At 67.6% G+C, this 14,030-nt stretch carries 20 protein-coding genes; 14 read left to right on the forward strand and 6 right to left on the reverse strand.

From position 1 onward, the window contains the following. Nucleotides 1–31: 31 nt before the first annotated feature. Nucleotides 32–769 carry a sulfotransferase family protein gene (locus tag ACOGW9_RS03320; RefSeq protein WP_419908348.1) on the reverse strand — a complete coding sequence of 246 codons (738 nt, stop codon included), beginning with the start codon at nt 767–769 and terminating at the stop codon, nt 32–34. A 49-nt stretch (nt 770–818) separates the two neighbouring features. Then, nucleotides 819–1,832, reverse strand: a complete 1,014-nt coding sequence (locus ACOGW9_RS03325) for a sterol desaturase family protein (RefSeq protein ID WP_419908350.1) — start codon at nt 1,830–1,832, stop codon at nt 819–821. Between the two features lie 120 nt (nt 1,833–1,952). Here ACOGW9_RS03325 and ACOGW9_RS03330 point away from each other — a divergent pair, with 120 nt between their 5' ends. The 14 genes from ACOGW9_RS03330 (at nt 1,953) to ACOGW9_RS03395 (ending at nt 11,061) form a co-directional block, all read left to right on the forward strand. Further along, a complete protein-coding gene (locus ACOGW9_RS03330) occupies nt 1,953–2,381 on the forward strand; it encodes a cupin domain-containing protein (RefSeq protein ID WP_419908352.1) in 429 nt (142 codons plus the stop codon). Between the two features lie 50 nt (nt 2,382–2,431). Beyond that, nucleotides 2,432–2,821, forward strand: a complete 390-nt coding sequence (locus tag ACOGW9_RS03335; RefSeq protein WP_419908354.1) for a hypothetical protein — start codon at nt 2,432–2,434, stop codon at nt 2,819–2,821. Between the two features lie 15 nt (nt 2,822–2,836). Further along, nucleotides 2,837–3,889: a class I SAM-dependent methyltransferase gene (locus tag ACOGW9_RS03340; RefSeq protein WP_419908356.1), complete on the forward strand. Its 1,053-nt coding sequence runs from the start codon at nt 2,837–2,839 to the stop codon at nt 3,887–3,889. Between the two features lie 118 nt (nt 3,890–4,007). Continuing rightward, on the forward strand, nt 4,008–4,250 hold the full coding sequence (locus ACOGW9_RS03345; RefSeq protein ID WP_419908358.1) for a hypothetical protein: 243 nt from the start codon (nt 4,008–4,010) through the stop codon (nt 4,248–4,250). 15 nt (nt 4,251–4,265) lie between these two features. Continuing rightward, nucleotides 4,266–5,141 (forward strand): FAD binding domain-containing protein, encoded by an 876-nt coding sequence (locus ACOGW9_RS03350; RefSeq protein WP_419908360.1) that lies wholly within the window; start codon nt 4,266–4,268, stop codon nt 5,139–5,141. Nucleotide 5,142: 1 nt separating this feature from the next. Beyond that, nucleotides 5,143–5,724: a (2Fe-2S)-binding protein gene (locus tag ACOGW9_RS03355; protein ID WP_419908362.1), complete on the forward strand. Its 582-nt coding sequence runs from the start codon at nt 5,143–5,145 to the stop codon at nt 5,722–5,724. A 1-nt stretch (nt 5,725) separates the two neighbouring features. Further along, nucleotides 5,726–8,107: an aerobic carbon-monoxide dehydrogenase large subunit gene (locus tag ACOGW9_RS03360; RefSeq protein WP_419908364.1), complete on the forward strand. Its 2,382-nt coding sequence runs from the start codon at nt 5,726–5,728 to the stop codon at nt 8,105–8,107. Next, entirely contained in the window at nt 8,104–9,033 is a 930-nt protein-coding gene (locus ACOGW9_RS03365) for an XdhC family protein (protein ID WP_419908366.1), read from the forward strand. The genes ACOGW9_RS03360 and ACOGW9_RS03365 overlap by 4 nt, the downstream gene beginning before the upstream one ends. Further along, nucleotides 9,033–9,617 (forward strand): SRPBCC family protein, encoded by a 585-nt coding sequence (locus ACOGW9_RS03370; RefSeq protein WP_419908368.1) that lies wholly within the window; start codon nt 9,033–9,035, stop codon nt 9,615–9,617. The genes ACOGW9_RS03365 and ACOGW9_RS03370 overlap by 1 nt, the downstream gene beginning before the upstream one ends. A 10-nt stretch (nt 9,618–9,627) precedes the next feature. After that, a complete protein-coding gene (locus ACOGW9_RS03375; RefSeq protein WP_419908370.1) occupies nt 9,628–9,879 on the forward strand; it encodes a hypothetical protein in 252 nt (83 codons plus the stop codon). An 11-nt stretch (nt 9,880–9,890) separates the two neighbouring features. Then, the gene (locus tag ACOGW9_RS03380; RefSeq protein ID WP_419908372.1) at nt 9,891–10,118 is read left to right on the forward strand and encodes a hypothetical protein; all 228 of its coding nucleotides are present in this window, start codon (nt 9,891–9,893) and stop codon (nt 10,116–10,118) included. 13 nt (nt 10,119–10,131) lie between these two features. Next, nucleotides 10,132–10,410 (forward strand): hypothetical protein, encoded by a 279-nt coding sequence (locus ACOGW9_RS03385; protein ID WP_419908374.1) that lies wholly within the window; start codon nt 10,132–10,134, stop codon nt 10,408–10,410. A 1-nt stretch (nt 10,411) separates the two neighbouring features. Next, entirely contained in the window at nt 10,412–10,702 is a 291-nt protein-coding gene (locus ACOGW9_RS03390) for a hypothetical protein (protein WP_419908376.1), read from the forward strand. Further along, complete coding sequence (locus tag ACOGW9_RS03395) at nt 10,699–11,061, forward strand: hypothetical protein (RefSeq protein ID WP_419908378.1); 363 nt, start codon at nt 10,699–10,701, stop codon at nt 11,059–11,061. Before ACOGW9_RS03390 ends, ACOGW9_RS03395 begins: the two co-directional genes overlap by 4 nt. A 10-nt stretch (nt 11,062–11,071) precedes the next feature. Here the strand turns inward: ACOGW9_RS03395 and ACOGW9_RS03400 are convergent, their stop codons facing one another. The 4 genes from ACOGW9_RS03400 to ACOGW9_RS03415 all read right to left on the reverse strand — a co-directional run bounded on the left by ACOGW9_RS03400 (nt 11,072) and on the right by ACOGW9_RS03415 (nt 14,007). Then, nucleotides 11,072–11,539 (reverse strand): hypothetical protein, encoded by a 468-nt coding sequence (locus tag ACOGW9_RS03400; RefSeq protein WP_419908380.1) that lies wholly within the window; start codon nt 11,537–11,539, stop codon nt 11,072–11,074. 52 nt (nt 11,540–11,591) lie between these two features. After that, complete coding sequence (locus ACOGW9_RS03405) at nt 11,592–11,876, reverse strand: hypothetical protein (protein ID WP_419908382.1); 285 nt, start codon at nt 11,874–11,876, stop codon at nt 11,592–11,594. Between the two features lie 34 nt (nt 11,877–11,910). Then, a complete protein-coding gene (locus tag ACOGW9_RS03410; protein ID WP_419908384.1) occupies nt 11,911–13,047 on the reverse strand; it encodes a vWA domain-containing protein in 1,137 nt (378 codons plus the stop codon). Between the two features lie 63 nt (nt 13,048–13,110). Further along, nucleotides 13,111–14,007, reverse strand: coding sequence for an AAA family ATPase (locus tag ACOGW9_RS03415; RefSeq protein ID WP_419908386.1), 897 nt, complete (start codon nt 14,005–14,007; stop codon nt 13,111–13,113). Nucleotides 14,008–14,030: the final 23 nt, after the last annotated feature.

A 14,030-nucleotide genomic window follows, 5' to 3' on the forward strand; every position in this document is an offset into this window, starting at 1 on the left:
GCCGTCCAAGACGGCAGCACAACAGTTGCTGCTACGGCGCTGGTCGGAACCGGTGGGCGGCCATGGCGTGGTACAGCGGCAGGCTGCGCTCGTACATCTCCGCCAGGCGGGGCGAGTCGTCCAGCGGTGGGTACTCGGTGCGTGGCGTCGTGATGCCGGAGCTCTGACGCAGCGCGTCGTGCCACGGCCCGGTGCCCTCGCCGTACCAGCTGACCTCGGCGCGCTCGCCCGGTTCCCACACCAGCGCTTCGGCCATGAACTCGATGCCGACCGCTGCGCAATAGGCCCGGGTGGTGCCCTGGGGATCGCCGGTCAGATCGGCGGCATCAATGACTGGCGGGGGAGCGCCGTCGCGCTCAGCGATCCGGCAGAACAAGCGGTGAAGCGATTCGAACCCGACCTCGTCCCACGTGCAGTCGGGCCAGTGATGGCCAAGACCCTGCACGACCCGCTCCGGGTCACGGATAAGAAAGGTGTGGGTCATTGCGGCGAGCTTGCGGTCGTCGAGGTCGTGCTCGACGGAGTAGGCGAAGTCCTTCACGAACACGTTGTGTGACTGCGAGAGTTCCGAGAGGCGGTCCCAGAGCGCTGCATAGGTGTGGCCGGGACGCGCCTCGACTTGGGCGTCGCGCTGCGACTGGCGGTCTGCGCCGTAGTAGTAGAGCTCGTTCCACGGCTCGTGGAAGCATTCGAAATCGCCCCGCTGGCGCATCATCCATTCGAATGCCGTGGAAACCGAGCGCGGCGTGGCCCACAGTGTCAGGAACATCGGGCCGTCTCTCGGCGCCACTCATGCAGGCTCGCGCTGGTCTGCCGTCTCATGATGTTCCGGCCCGCTTGCGGGAACGGTGAGACAGCGCTGCAGCGCCCTCTGGCGTTCCGTCGTGGAACGCACCGATCAGCTCGTCCAGCGGCGACTCGTAACCCCCGTAGTTGCATTCGATGAAGCGGTGGTGGATCTGGTGGTGGAAATCGCCTAGCTCGAACCGCGCTTGGCGACGGGTCCGCGGCCCCAGCAGCAGTGCGTCGTAACCGGTGTGCGACAGAGGTGCCCCGAGGCCGTGGTGCATCATCATGAAACACAGGTGCAGCGGGTGCGACGGCACGAGGAACAGCAGCACCACGTCGGAGAAGAGCACGAGGTGCTCGACGGGGTGCATCGAGAGCCCAGACCACGGGCCGACATTGGTGTTGCGGTGGTGCCACGAGTGGATGTGACGGTAAGCCGGGCCGGTGTGCAGCAGCCGGTGGTGGGTTGAGAAATACAGGATCGACCACCACGGGATGACCACTAGGAACAGCACGAACCAGACAGGGTTGCTCTCGAAGGTGAACAGGCGTGCGTGCCCATTGGCGTACGCCCACAGCAGCAACGACTCGAAGCCAGTCCAGATCAGCACGGCCGGCACGAGCGTGAGGAAGACGTTCTCCCTCACCTGGTTGCCGAACAGGAACACCCGCCTGTTCCGGCCGAACGGGCGGGAGTCGTAGCGCAGGCCATCGCCCTGGCGACGCACGACGTAGAACCAGACATGCAGCCCACCGGCGACGAGTGTCACCAGGATCAGGTTGCGAAGCCAGATTCCGAAGATCCAGCCGAATTCGAGGCTCTCCGTGCGTTCGAGCGACGGCATGAACCACGCCCAGACGGCGAACGCCACTGCGAGCATGAAGAAGCGGGACCGCAGCGGCAGCCATGTGCGCCCGAGGTGCTTCGCAATGGCGCCCGGTCGGGGAGGCCAGTGCAGGAATGGTGCCGTGCGCAGCGGCAACTCCGGCGCGAAGTTCCACATCGCGCGGCCGCCGTCAGGCGACGATGACGTCAAGGGCATCGCATCACCCCCGAGCAACCCCACGCTGCTGCCGTCAGGCCTGTCAGCCTGCTACCTACACCAGTGTATGTTCGGAAATGAGGTCGCCGACCGCCATTTCACAGCCCAAAACGGGGCAGCATGAGCGAACCGCAGTTCAACGAGCACGGGGCCGAGGTCACGGGCCGGCGCATCTTTCGCTGGGATGAACTCGACACGACGCGCTGGGATGCCGATCGGGTTGAGGCGCAGATCGTGACCGGCGAGCACATGCATCTGATCCGGGCGGTCTACGAGCCAGGTGCGACATATGAGATGCACAGCCATCCCCACGAGCAGTTCAGCCTGCTGCTGTCGGGCCGCATGCTCCTGACGGTGGGCGGCGAGACCCGCGAGATCGGGCCCGGTGACGGCTGGTACGCGCCGGGCGGTGTTCCCCACGGCGGCGAGGTGCTCGGTGACGAACCGGCCGTCTTCATCGACGTCTACTCGCCGGCGACCACCTGGATCCTCGATGTGTTCGCCCAAGGCCGGCGTGTCCAGGGGAACCAGGCTCCGCCTGCCGAATGACTCGGCGGCGCACCGACAACCGGTGCGCAAAAGTCTGAGAAGCTAGGGAGATGGGCGAGCCGACGGCACCGCAGGCCCAGCCGGTTGAGGGGCGGAGCTTTCCGACCACGGCGCGCGGCGCACGGCCGACGTTCTTCGATGACGATGGCGCGACCGATGCGGTCCTGGCGATCGTGACGGCGCTCGCAGCCGAGGTGTGGGCGCTGCGTGAGCGGCAAGCCACGCTCGAAGCGGTGCTCGCACAAGCCGGCATCGACGCCACGGCAGCGATCGAGGCGTACCGGCCCGACGGCGACGAGACCGCAGCCCGAGCTGCGGAAGCGGCCGCGTTCGCCGGTCGCGTCTACCGCGTCTTCGAGGAGATGCGCGAAGAGGCGATGGCCGGCGAGACACAGGACCGGTATCTCCAGGTCGTCGATCGCGCATTCGCCGAGCTCTAGATGAGGGACAGCCAGATGAGCCAACAAACACACCCGCTCCTGCCCACCGAGACGCACGACGAGCTCGCACGTGAGAGCTTCGTGCAGGCCCTGAAGTCGCACATTGCGACCCGGGTCAGCCCCGGCGTGCGCGAGATCTACGACCAGCGGTCCCGACCGCAGTGGATAGACGAGCACGGCGACGAACCGAAGGACCGTCACGAAGTCCGCGAAGCGCTCAGCTCGGACACGTACTACCGACTGTGGAGCTCGGTGCGCCGATCCAGCCAGCACCTGCTGTGGAGCTCGGTCGGCGATGCCATTGCCCGGCAGGCCGACGAACTCGCTGAGCGTGCTCGCTCAGCCGATGCGGGGCTCGGGTCGTTGCGCCTCGACCCCGATCTGGAGATCCCCTGGTACAACGCCGACGTCGATATCCACGCCATGCCGGGTGGCTACCGGGGCGAGTACATGGACGGCGACGTGTCGGTCGGGGCGCTGTTCGACCGGGGCGTGTACGTGTACGCGATGGGCCAGATGGGCGCCCTCAACGACGACTACGGGCAGTCCGTCTGCCAGAACTTCCTGGCGGTCTCGCATCCCGACTTCTCGCCACGGCGGATCCTGGACATGGGCTGCACTTCAGGCAATTCCACGCTGCCCTACGTCGAGGCGTTCCCCGACGCCGAGGTCCACGCCATCGACCTCGGAGCGCCCGTGCTCCGTTACGCCCATGCGCGTGCTGAGGCGCTCGGTCGGGCGGTGCACTTCTCGCAGCAGAACGCCGAATGCACCGATTTTCCCGACGGGCATTTCGATCTGATCGTCTCGCACATCGTGATCCACGAGATGTCGCCTGCGGCATTGCGCCGGATGTTCGCCGAGTGTCGCCGCCTGCTGGCCCCAGGCGGGCTCATGGCGCACGCAGACTTCGCCGGGTACGCCGGTGTCGACCCCGTCACCCAGGCGATGATCGACTGGGACACCTACTACAACCACGGGCGCTGCTTGGGCTCGCGTCACGAGTTCGGCCATGGGTCCCCCCGTCATTGCCCGCCAACGACACTAGGGCTGTGCTCGCTGACGTAGCTGACGGGCGGCGCATGGGAACTGAAGACCGGCCTTCGTCCGGAGCGTCCGGGCGGGCGATGGTAAGTTCACTTCGCACAACAGATCCGGCCGGGTCTCCGAGGGGGAAGGAGAGTCCATGCCGATCGAGTCATCGGGCCACAGCGCAGGCAACCCGCGGCTGTACGAGGTGATCGAGGGTGCGCCCAAGGAAGGCGCGAGCCCGACGATCTGGGCGTGGCCGCAGATCATCGACTACCTCAAGGTTGCGGGACAGCCGGTGCAGGGTCCGTGGCCCCCGCACCAAGAACGCCGTCCCGATCCTGATGTAGAGGGAATGCCGAGGGCGGTGCCCGACCCCGGCGGGCCCGGCGCGCCCTAGACGAGGAGCGGTCGCATGTACCCATCCCGATTCCGCTACGAGGCGCCCTCGACCGTCGCCGAGGCGATAGCCCTGCTCGCCGACGCCGACGGCGAAGCGAAGATCCTGGCGGGCGGCCAGAGCCTCATCCCGATGATGAAGCTGCGATTTGCCGCCCCGGCCATGCTGATCGACATCAACGGCATTGCCGGTCTCGACTACCACCACCCTGACGCCGACGGCACCTACCGGATCGGGGCGCTGTGCCGGCACGCTGATCTCGAGAAGTCGGCGACGCTCGCAGATGCTCAACCCACCATGGCCGCGGCGGCTCCGATCGTGGCCGATCCGCTGGTGCGCACGCGGGGCACGCTCGTCGGCTCGTTGTGTCACGCCGATCCCCAAGGCGACTGGGCCTCGGTGATGGTCTCGTTGGGCGGATCCATCGTCGCCCAAGGCCCGAACGGGCGCAGGTCCATCGCAGTGAACGACCTCATCGACGGTCCGTTCCAGACCGTGCTGGCCGACGATGAGATCGCCGTGGAAGCTGTCGTGCCGGCAGCGATCGGGACGAGAGCCGGTGGCTATCTCAAGCTCGAGCGCCGGGTGGGCGACTTCGCCACGGTCGGCGTGGCCGTCTCCGCCGAGATGTCGGGCGCCACCGTGTCTCGGGCCGGCATCGGGCTCACCGGTGTCGGGCCGGCAACCATCAACGCCGCCGAGGCGGCCGGGTCCCTGGTCGGCACGTCGCTCGACGCCGATGCCCTCGACACCGCAGCTCAGCTTGCTGCCGAGGCGGCTCAGCCACGCTCCGACCACCGGGGGAGCGCCGACTACAAGCGTCACGTGGTGGCGACTTTTGTACGACGCATCGGGGCGCAGATCCAGCGATCCGGACAAGAGGCAGCCTGACATGAGCACACTGTTCGAAGAGGTCCCGGCCAGCTTCGGTGACGATGTACCGGTTCGCCGGGTCACCTTGACCGTCAACGGCGAGCAGCGCGCCGCCGACGTGGAGCCTCGGCTGCTGCTGGCGCATCTCCTGCGCAACGGCTTCCGCCTGACAGGTACACACACCGGTTGCGACACCACCAACTGCGGCGCATGCACGGTGCTGTATGACGGCGTGCCGGTCAAGAGCTGCACGATGTTCGCAGTCCAGGCCGATGGCCATGACATCGGAACCGTCGAAGGCTTGGCAACTGCCAGCGAGCTGCACCCGATCCAGGAGGGCTTCAAGGACGAGCACGGCCTGCAGTGCGGTTTCTGCACCCCAGGCATGATGCTCGCCGCGAAGGCGTTGCTGGACGAGAACCCGAACCCCAGCGAGGACGAGATCCGCTGGGCGCTGTCGGGGAACCTGTGCCGCTGCACCGGCTACCAGAACATCGTCAAGGCAGTGATGTGGGCCGCCGACAAGCTCGGCGGCGCAGCGAGCGACGGCGACGACGGCAGCGCAGACGGCGCTGTCTCGGACGCGGACGGGGAGGGCTGAGATGGCGCTCGACGAGATCAAGATCGGCGGCCTCGGCGCCAGCCGGCGCCGGGTCGAGGACAACCGCTTCATCCGCGGCAAGGGCAACTACATCGACGACATCGTCCTGCCCGGGATGCTGCACATGGAGATCCTGCGCAGCCCGCTGGCCCATGCCCGTATCCGCTCCATTGACGCCAGCGCCGCCTGGGCCATCCCCGGCGTTCGCATGGTGCTGACCGGCGACATGCTGGCTGCCCGGAATCTGGCGTGGATGCCGACGCTGTCCTATGACACCCAGGCGGTCCTCGCCACTGACAAGGTCCGGTTCCAGGGCCAGGAAGTGGCTTGCGTCGTTGCCGATGACCCCTACATCGCCAAGGACGGCTGCGAGGCCATCGTGGTCGATTACGAACCGCTGCCGCCCATCGTCAACCCGGCCCAGGCCAAGGCTCCCGGCGCGCCGCTGATCCGCGACGACAAGACCGGCCAAGACTCCAACGTCGTATTCGACTGGGAGGTCGGCGACCGTGAGGGCACCGACCGGGCCTTCGCCGGGGCCGATGTGGTCTCGACCATTGAGATGCACTACCCCCGCTCGCACCCGTCGCCCATCGAGGCGTGCGGCTCGATCGCCGATTTCAACCGCGCGACCTCGAAGCTGACCGTCTACATGACCACCCAAGCGCCGCACATCATCCGGGCCGCGGTGGCCCTGGTTGCCGAGTTGCCCGAGCACATGATCCGCATCGTGTCGCCCGACCTCGGCGGCGGCTTCGGGAACAAGGTGCCGGTGTATCCCGGCTATGTCGTGTCGATCCTGGCGTCGATCCTGCTCGAGCGTCCCGTCAAGTGGATCGAGGACAAGAGCGGGAACCTCATCTCGACGGGCTTCGGCCGCGACATCTACCTCAAGGGCGAGATGGCGCTGCGAAACGACGGCCGGATTCTCGGCGTGCGGATGCATACCGACTCCGACCACGGCGCGTTCTTCTCCGATGCCCAGCCCAGCAAGTTCAAGGTCGGCCTGATGCACTCGGCCTTCAGCTGTTACGACATTCCCGCCGCGCACCTCACCGCCCAAGGCGTCTACACCAACAAGGCCCCGGGGGGCGTTGCGTACCGGTGCTCGTTCCGGGTCACCGAGGCCATGTTCTTCCAGGAGCGCATGGTGCAGGCCGCCGCGTCCGACCTCGGCATGGATCAGGCCGAATTCCGCCGCATCAACCTGGTGCGAGACGACGACTTCCCCCACCGCACGCCGTGGGGGTTTCTGACCGATTCGGGCCAGTACGGCAAGTGCCTCGACCTCGGTCTCGAAGCAATCGGCTACGAGGATTTCCTGCGCCAGAAGGAGGAGGCGCGCCAGCGGGGCCGGCTGCTGGGCATCGGCATCTCGACCATGACCGAGCCTCTCGGGGCGGGCAACAGCCGCGAGTACGACATCTTGGGCATCAAGATGTTCGACTCCGCCGAACTGAAGGTCCACATGACCGGCAAGGCGCTGCTGCGCACCGGCGCCAAGACCCAGGGCCAAGGCCACGAGACCACCTGGGCGCAGATCGTGGCCCATGAACTGGGCATTCCTGCCGAGGACGTCCTAGTCGAAGAGGGCGATACAGACACAGCGCCATTCGGCATGGGCACCTACGCCTCGCGCAGCACGCCGGTTGCCGGAGCGGCGGTCGCGATGGTGTCGCGCAAGATCCGGGCAAAGGCCCGCCGCATTGCGGCGCACCTGCTGGAAGTGTCCGAGGAGGACATCGAGTGGGAGCTGGGGCGGTTCTCGGTCCGGGGCGCTCCCGACCGGGGCGTGACCATCCAGGAATGCGCGATTGCTGCCTACAGCAACATGCCCGACGGCATGGAGCCGGGCCTCGAGAACAACGCCTACTACGACCCGCCCAACCTGACGTGGCCGTTCGCCTGCTACATCGCCACCGTCGAGGTGGATCCCGAGACCGGCGTGTGGGACGTGCTGCGGGTGGTGGCAGTGGACGACTGCGGCGTGCGCATCAACCCGATGATCGTCGAGGGCCAGATCATGGGCGGGCTCACCGAGGCCTATGCCATGGCCAACATGCAGTTCATCACCTTCGACGAGGACGGCAACTGCATCGGCTCCAACTACATGGACTACCTGCTGCCGACCGCCTGGGAGACACCCGGCTTCGAGCTGCACGAGGTGGTGACGCCCTGCCCGCACCATCCCATCGGTGCGAAGGGCATCGGCGAGTGCGCCACCGTGGGCGGGCCGGCGGCGTTCGTCAACGCTGTCATCGACGCCATCGGCGATGACGGCGTGCGCAACATCGACATGCCGCTGCTGCCCGATCGGGTGCATGAGGCCATCACCGCAGGCCACGACGTCTCCGGCGCGCCGCCGGTGAAGACAGAGCCATGAGCCGCACCCGCGCGGTCGAGGGCTGGGGCGTGCTGGAGCGCGCCGTTGAACTCGCACGCAGCGGCGAGCCGTTCGTGCTGGCGACGGTGGTCTGGCGCGAGGGACCGAGTTCGGGACAGCAGGGCTCGCGCGCCATCTACACGGCGTCCGGCGAGATGTACGGGTGGATCGGCGGCGCCTGCGCTGAGCCGACGTTCATCCGCGAGGCCATTGCCGCACTCGAAGCTGGCGTACCGCGCCTGCTGGCGCTGGGAGCGAGCGACCGATTCGGCGATCTCCCGCAGGGCACCACTGCCGTCGCCATGTCATGCCAGAGCGAAGGTGCCCTGCAGATCTACCTGGAGCCCGTCGTGGCCGTACCTCACCTGGTGATCGTCGGAAGCTCGCCGATGGCGGCAACGCTGGCGTCGCTGGCACACGAGCTCGACTGGCGTGTCGAGCAGGTCAGCGGGCCCGATTTCGGCGAGGGACTGCTCACGCCCCAGTCGATGGTCGTGGTGGCCACCCAGGGCCACGGCGATGAGGATGTGCTGGCGGCTGCGCTGAAGGCGGCGCCGGCCTATGTGGGCCTCGTCGCGTCCAGCCGGCGAGGCGAATCCGTGCGTTCGGTGCTGGCAGCCCAAGGCGTGCAGGACGACCAACTGGCCTCACTGCGGGTACCCGCGGGACTGGATCTCGGCAGCACCACCCACAAAGAAGTGGCCGTATCGATCCTGGCCGAGCTGGTGCGGCTGCGGGCGCAGGGTGCATTCGCTGCCCCAGTCACCGCGCCGCCACCCGAGGTCTCGCTGGCCGTCGACCCCGTCTGCGGCATGACTGTCCAGATCGGTCCAGCCGCCCAGTCGCTGCACGTCGGGGACGAGGTCTTCTACTTCTGCTGTGCGGGGTGCCGCACAACCTTCGCACGCGAGCGAGGAGTCGCTTGATGCAGATCACCAACCAGTTCGAAGTGGCGCAGCCGACCGAGGCCGTATGGGATTTCTTCGGCGACGTTCCGCAGGTGGCCGCATGCCTGCCCGGCACGGAGCTGAGCACTGATCTCGGCGACGACCGGTACGGCGGCACAGTGTCGATCGGTCTGGGACCGATCAGGCTCGACTTCGACGGCAGTGCCGAGATCACCCACCGTGACGAGGACGGCCGAACGATCTCGGTCAGCGCCAGCGGCACCGATCGCAAGGGCCGGGGACAGGCGACGCTTTCGCTCGACGCGAGCTTTGCGCCCACCGCAGGCGGCACCGCGGTGGACGTCGCCATGGATCTGCAGCTCTCCGGGCCGGCCGCACAGTACGGCCGGGGCCTGGTGGGCGACATCACGGCGGTGCTGCTGGGCGACTTCGCCGCCAACGTTCAGAACCGGCTCGCCGCGCTCGCGGAGGGTCGCGATCCCGACCAAGTCGAACAGGTGCAAGCCGCTGGCGGTTTCGCCATCGGTGTGCGTGCCGCGGGAATGGGCCTCGCCCGCGTCGTGCGCCGGCTTGCCCTGCCGTACCGACCCGAGGCCGTCTGAGGAGGCGCTTGTGCTCTGGTGGATTGGAAACCTGATACTGCTCGTAGTGGTCGTGCCTGTCGCGCTCGCACTGCTGAACCGGGTGCTCGCCGCAATCGAGCGCATTCGCAAGGCCAGCGACGACATCCTGGCCGGCGGCGTGGGAATCATCGGCGAGCTCGACACCACGCAGGACTTGCTCGCGACCACTGACGAGACGATCACCGAAGTAGCGGACGGTGCGGTCCGCTACGCCGGCTCGGTCGGAAAGCTCCTGGGCTGAAAGGGGACATGATGCCTGCTGTTGCCTGGGTCACTGTCATCATCGGCGGCCTGATCATCTTGGCGGCCGCCGTCGGGCTGCTCCGGGTGGTGCTGCACCTCGTTGCGGTGCACCGCACGCTCACCCAAGTGGCCAGCGGCGTTCAAGTCATCGCCGAGCAGACCTCGACGGTGCCGACCGTGCTGCCGTCGGTCAACTCGACGCTCATGCCGGTTCACGACTTCTGCGAATCGATCTGAGGGAGGACACGCTGTGCTGCACGTACTCGCCCAGAGCTCGGACGCCGGATCCACCACCGGATGGGTGATCGGCTATGTCATCGGCATCGTCGTGGTGATCGCAGTGGTCGCCCTGGTGGTGCCGATCCTGATGCTGGCCCGCTCGATCGGCAATCGAGCAACCGAGATCAACGCCGGACTGGAAGACGCCGTCACCAACACGGCGGCGCTGTCGGAGCTGAACACGACGATCGCAGCGGCATCGGTGATCGTTGACGGCCTCAAGCGCGGCCGGAACCGGTTAGGAGGCTGAGATGGAGTTGCTAGCTCTCACCGACACCCAAGAGAACCTGTGGTGGGGGGTCATCATCGGTGGTGCCGTCGTGATCGTGGCCGTGGTGGTGCTGCTCACCATGCTCGTGCTGCTGGTGCGCACGATCGAGCGCCGGGTGGAGACCATCAAGGACACGCTCGAACGGGCCGCCGCCAACACCGCTGACACCGCCCTGATCGCCGACACTGCCGACGGGGTCGATGCGGTGCTGACCGAAGGCCTCGAACACCACCTGTTCTTGGGCCGTGTACTCGACAAGGTGCGATCATGACGACGCTCGTAGTTCTCTCCGTCATCCTGATCGGGCTGTTCATCGCCGGTCTCGCGTTCTACCTGTTCGTGGTGGGCAGCCAGCTCACCCGGATCGCCGGGCTGCTCGAGGAGTGCGCGCAGCTCGTGTGGAAGATCAAGTCCGACGCCGAAGCGGTCGAGCCGGGTGTCGAACGCATCAACCACACCAGCGGCGTCATTGCCGGCGCCTTGCCGCTGCTGTACGGCATGGCTGAGGGCATCGTGGCCGGCGCCACCTACGAGCCCGATCCCGAGCCACGCGAGCCGTCGCCGGCCCGGCCGGCCATGGGCACGCGCCGCAGCCGCTTCCACGAAGCCGTCGGCTATCAGCCCGAGTAGCCGGCGGCGTTCAGGTCGAGTCCTCTTCGGGGGGCTGGGCAGATGAGCCGCTCGGGTCGCGGGTGGTGGTGAGCGGTCCCGCAGTGGGCGCTCGATAGCTGCCGATCCACTCGTCTTCCCATTTCTGGTCGTACTGGTCGGGCGCGCAGCCGGGCCGGTAGACGGCGATCAGCTCACGGGCGATCTGGGCACGGTGCGAGCGCAGACCGCCGGGCACCTCGTAGGTGCAGATGTGCAGGTTCCACTTGTTGCCGGCCCGCTGCTCCCAGCACTTCGCCCGCGGGTGGCTGAAGGGCAGCCCGGCTTGCGTCAGGTTGTCGGCATGGTCCACGTCGATGACCGCGTAGTCGTGGGGGCGGTTCTGCGGGTCGGCCCGGTACAGGATCGCGTAGACGGCTGCGGCGGCGGGCGGGGTCCACCCGCCCAGCACCCGCGGCCCCTCGAAGGGGTAGCCGGCGAGCGAACCAAGTCGGATCATTGGGGCCGGATCATCGGGGCCGCATCATCGGGGCCGGATCATTGGGGCCGCATCACTCGTCGAACCCCATCTCGTCCTCGCCGATCACCTCGGCACGGGTCATCGGCCAGGCGGGGAGGTCCGCTGTCTCGACGGCGGCAGCGAACGCCGCCATGGCCGTTTCGACGGCTTGGTCGGAGCTCTCGGCCTCCACGACGATCTGGGCGCCGTAGGCCATCGCACCGACGCCGGATGCGATGCCTTCGAGCGGTGCCACAGCATCGGCCAGCGCGACTACCTCATCCAGTTCGACGGGGCGGTCGCCCTCGGCCTGGATGGAAACGCTCCACCGGCTCATCGTCCGCGCCTCCCGGAGACCCATCGCACCAGGATCACCCGATGTGGGCCAGCCTGGCAGCAAACGACTCCAGGCTCGCAATGTCGTGACCGGATTCGAGGTCATCGATGAACGGACCGGCGGCCATCATCCCGAGCGTGCTCGGCGGGGAATCCGCGTGGTCGCCGACAAGCGGGTTCATCCAGATGATCCGGTGGCAGAGCCGGCTCAGGCGTTCCATCGCGTCTGCGAGTGCGGCAGGCGCGCCCCGGTCCAGTCCGTCAGAGCAGATGACGACGGTGGCGCCGCGGCTGAGCCCCTTGCGACCCCACCGGCGGATGAACGCGTCCAGCGATGCGCCGATCTGGGTGCCCCCGTCCCAGTCGAGGACGCGGCCAGCGGCCAGCTTCATGGCGTCGTCGGGGTTGCGCCGGTCCAGCGCCGGCGTGATGCGGGTCAGCCGGGTGCCGAAGCAGAACACCTCCACCTTCTGGGCTGCACGGTGCATCGAGTACGCGAACTGCAGCAGGTTGCGTGAGTGATCGGCCATCGACCCCGAGACGTCGAGTATCAGCACCAGCGGGCGGGGACGCTCGGCTCTGCTCAGGCGATGCAGCGCCGGGGCGGCGTGGCTGAGCCGCATGGCGTCGCGTGCCATGCGGCGGATGTCGAGGCGTGCCCCCGACGGGTCGGTACGGCGGCGCCTGGTGCGGCGGCGCGGCGGTTCGAGCCGGATCTGCGCCATGATCCGTCGCAGAGCGGCCAGCTCTGCCGGTGTGCACTCGGCGAAGCGTTTGTCGCGCCGGATCTCGACCCCGGAGGCTTGCCGACCGAGCACCATCGGCCGGTCGTCGCCCACCTCGGAGCCGGGCTCGCTGTCGGGCACATTCAGCGTGCTGCTGAGGCCCTGCGAGATCGGCTCGGCGGCGAAGGGCTCGGCACCTGGCGGGGGAGCCTGCCCCAAGAAGTACCTGCGAAACACCTCGTCGTAGGGAGGGAGGTGGTCCCGGCGATGGACCAGCGTCGTGCGGCCGCTCCAGTAGACGTCTTCGAGGTCGCTGGGCGTGAGCTCCGCGACCGCGGAGCAGAACATGACGACGTCGTCGGCGCCTACCGGCAGGCCTTCGTCTCGCAATGCATGGCCGAATCCGACAAGCCGCTCGACGATCTCGGGGGATTCGCTGTCAGGCATCTGCCACGACCTTGTCAAGGTCGGGCTCGATGCCCGTGTCGAGCATTGGCGACAACACCGATGTCAGACATCGGCGACGACACGGTCCAGCTCGGCCTCGACGAGTTCGAGGTCGTCACGGTCCTTGATGACCGCGCCGATCGTGTCGGCTGCAGCCGGTGCGTCGAGGTCGCCGGTGCCCAGCACGCCCAGCGCATCCACCCAGTCCAGCGTCTCGGCGACGCCCGGCGGCTTGGCCAAATCCATGTCGCGCAGTCGCTGGACAGCGGCGACGACCTTGCGGGCGAGGGTCTCGACGGCATCTGGCGCACGCAGGCGCACGATCTCGATCTCCTCGTCGAAGCTGGGATAGCCGATCCAGTGGTAGAGGCACCGTCGCTTGAGGGCGTCGTGCAGTTCCCGTGTGCGATTCGAGGTCAGCACGACGAGCGGTCGGCTGGCCGCTGCGATGGTGCCGATCTCGGGGATCGTGATCTGGAAGTCCGACAGCAGCTCCAGCAGGAACGCTTCGAACTCGTCGTCGGCCCGGTCGATCTCGTCGATGAGCAGCACCGCATCGCTGCCGGCCCTGATGGCCGACAGCAGCGGCCGCTCGATGAGGAAGTCCGAACCGTAGAGGCCGCTGACGGCTTCGGCGTCGGTCAGCTCGCTCTCCGACAGCGCCCTGACGTGCAGCATCTGGCGTGCGTAGTCCCACTCGTACAGCGCTTGGTAGGTGTCGATTCCCTCGTAACACTGCAGGCGGATGAGCTGCCGCCCGCCGATCTGCGCGAGGCACTTGGCCATCTCGGTCTTGCCGACGCCGACTTCGCCTTCGAGCAGGATCGGCCGACCCAACCGCATGCCGATGAGCGTCGCAGTGGCCAGCCCGCGGCTAGCGAGGTAGCCGGCCGAGCGCAGCTGTGCCTGGAGGTCAGCAACGCTTGCCGGGGTCTCGCTGGGGGGCTGGTCGCTCACCATTCGAGCCCGGGTTGACGCCGGCC

This window comes from Candidatus Poriferisodalis sp., assembly GCF_965203655.1.
Classification (GTDB): Bacteria; Actinomycetota; Acidimicrobiia; order Acidimicrobiales; family Poriferisodalaceae; genus Poriferisodalis.

What these genes read in the sequence shown, in the direction of transcription:
- ACOGW9_RS03320 (WP_419908348.1), bottom strand. Translation starts at nt 769, where the DNA reads ATGTTCCTGACACTGTGGGCCACGCCGCGCTCGGTTTCCACGGCATTC.
- ACOGW9_RS03325 (WP_419908350.1), bottom strand. Translation starts at nt 1,832, where the DNA reads ATGCCCTTGACGTCATCGTCGCCTGACGGCGGCCGCGCGATGTGGAAC.
- ACOGW9_RS03330 (WP_419908352.1), top strand. Translation starts at nt 1,953, where the DNA reads ATGAGCGAACCGCAGTTCAACGAGCACGGGGCCGAGGTCACGGGCCGG.
- ACOGW9_RS03335 (WP_419908354.1), top strand. Translation starts at nt 2,432, where the DNA reads ATGGGCGAGCCGACGGCACCGCAGGCCCAGCCGGTTGAGGGGCGGAGC.
- ACOGW9_RS03340 (WP_419908356.1), top strand. Translation starts at nt 2,837, where the DNA reads ATGAGCCAACAAACACACCCGCTCCTGCCCACCGAGACGCACGACGAG.
- ACOGW9_RS03345 (WP_419908358.1), top strand. Translation starts at nt 4,008, where the DNA reads ATGCCGATCGAGTCATCGGGCCACAGCGCAGGCAACCCGCGGCTGTAC.
- ACOGW9_RS03350 (WP_419908360.1), top strand. Translation starts at nt 4,266, where the DNA reads ATGTACCCATCCCGATTCCGCTACGAGGCGCCCTCGACCGTCGCCGAG.
- ACOGW9_RS03355 (WP_419908362.1), top strand. Translation starts at nt 5,143, where the DNA reads ATGAGCACACTGTTCGAAGAGGTCCCGGCCAGCTTCGGTGACGATGTA.
- ACOGW9_RS03360 (WP_419908364.1), top strand. Translation starts at nt 5,726, where the DNA reads ATGGCGCTCGACGAGATCAAGATCGGCGGCCTCGGCGCCAGCCGGCGC.
- ACOGW9_RS03365 (WP_419908366.1), top strand. Translation starts at nt 8,104, where the DNA reads ATGAGCCGCACCCGCGCGGTCGAGGGCTGGGGCGTGCTGGAGCGCGCC.
- ACOGW9_RS03370 (WP_419908368.1), top strand. Translation starts at nt 9,033, where the DNA reads ATGCAGATCACCAACCAGTTCGAAGTGGCGCAGCCGACCGAGGCCGTA.
- ACOGW9_RS03380 (WP_419908372.1), top strand. Translation starts at nt 9,891, where the DNA reads ATGCCTGCTGTTGCCTGGGTCACTGTCATCATCGGCGGCCTGATCATC.
- ACOGW9_RS03390 (WP_419908376.1), top strand. Translation starts at nt 10,412, where the DNA reads ATGGAGTTGCTAGCTCTCACCGACACCCAAGAGAACCTGTGGTGGGGG.
- ACOGW9_RS03395 (WP_419908378.1), top strand. Translation starts at nt 10,699, where the DNA reads ATGACGACGCTCGTAGTTCTCTCCGTCATCCTGATCGGGCTGTTCATC.
- ACOGW9_RS03400 (WP_419908380.1), bottom strand. Translation starts at nt 11,539, where the DNA reads ATGATCCGACTTGGTTCGCTCGCCGGCTACCCCTTCGAGGGGCCGCGG.
- ACOGW9_RS03405 (WP_419908382.1), bottom strand. Translation starts at nt 11,876, where the DNA reads ATGAGCCGGTGGAGCGTTTCCATCCAGGCCGAGGGCGACCGCCCCGTC.
- ACOGW9_RS03410 (WP_419908384.1), bottom strand. Translation starts at nt 13,047, where the DNA reads ATGCCTGACAGCGAATCCCCCGAGATCGTCGAGCGGCTTGTCGGATTC.
- ACOGW9_RS03415 (WP_419908386.1), bottom strand. Translation starts at nt 14,007, where the DNA reads ATGGTGAGCGACCAGCCCCCCAGCGAGACCCCGGCAAGCGTTGCTGAC.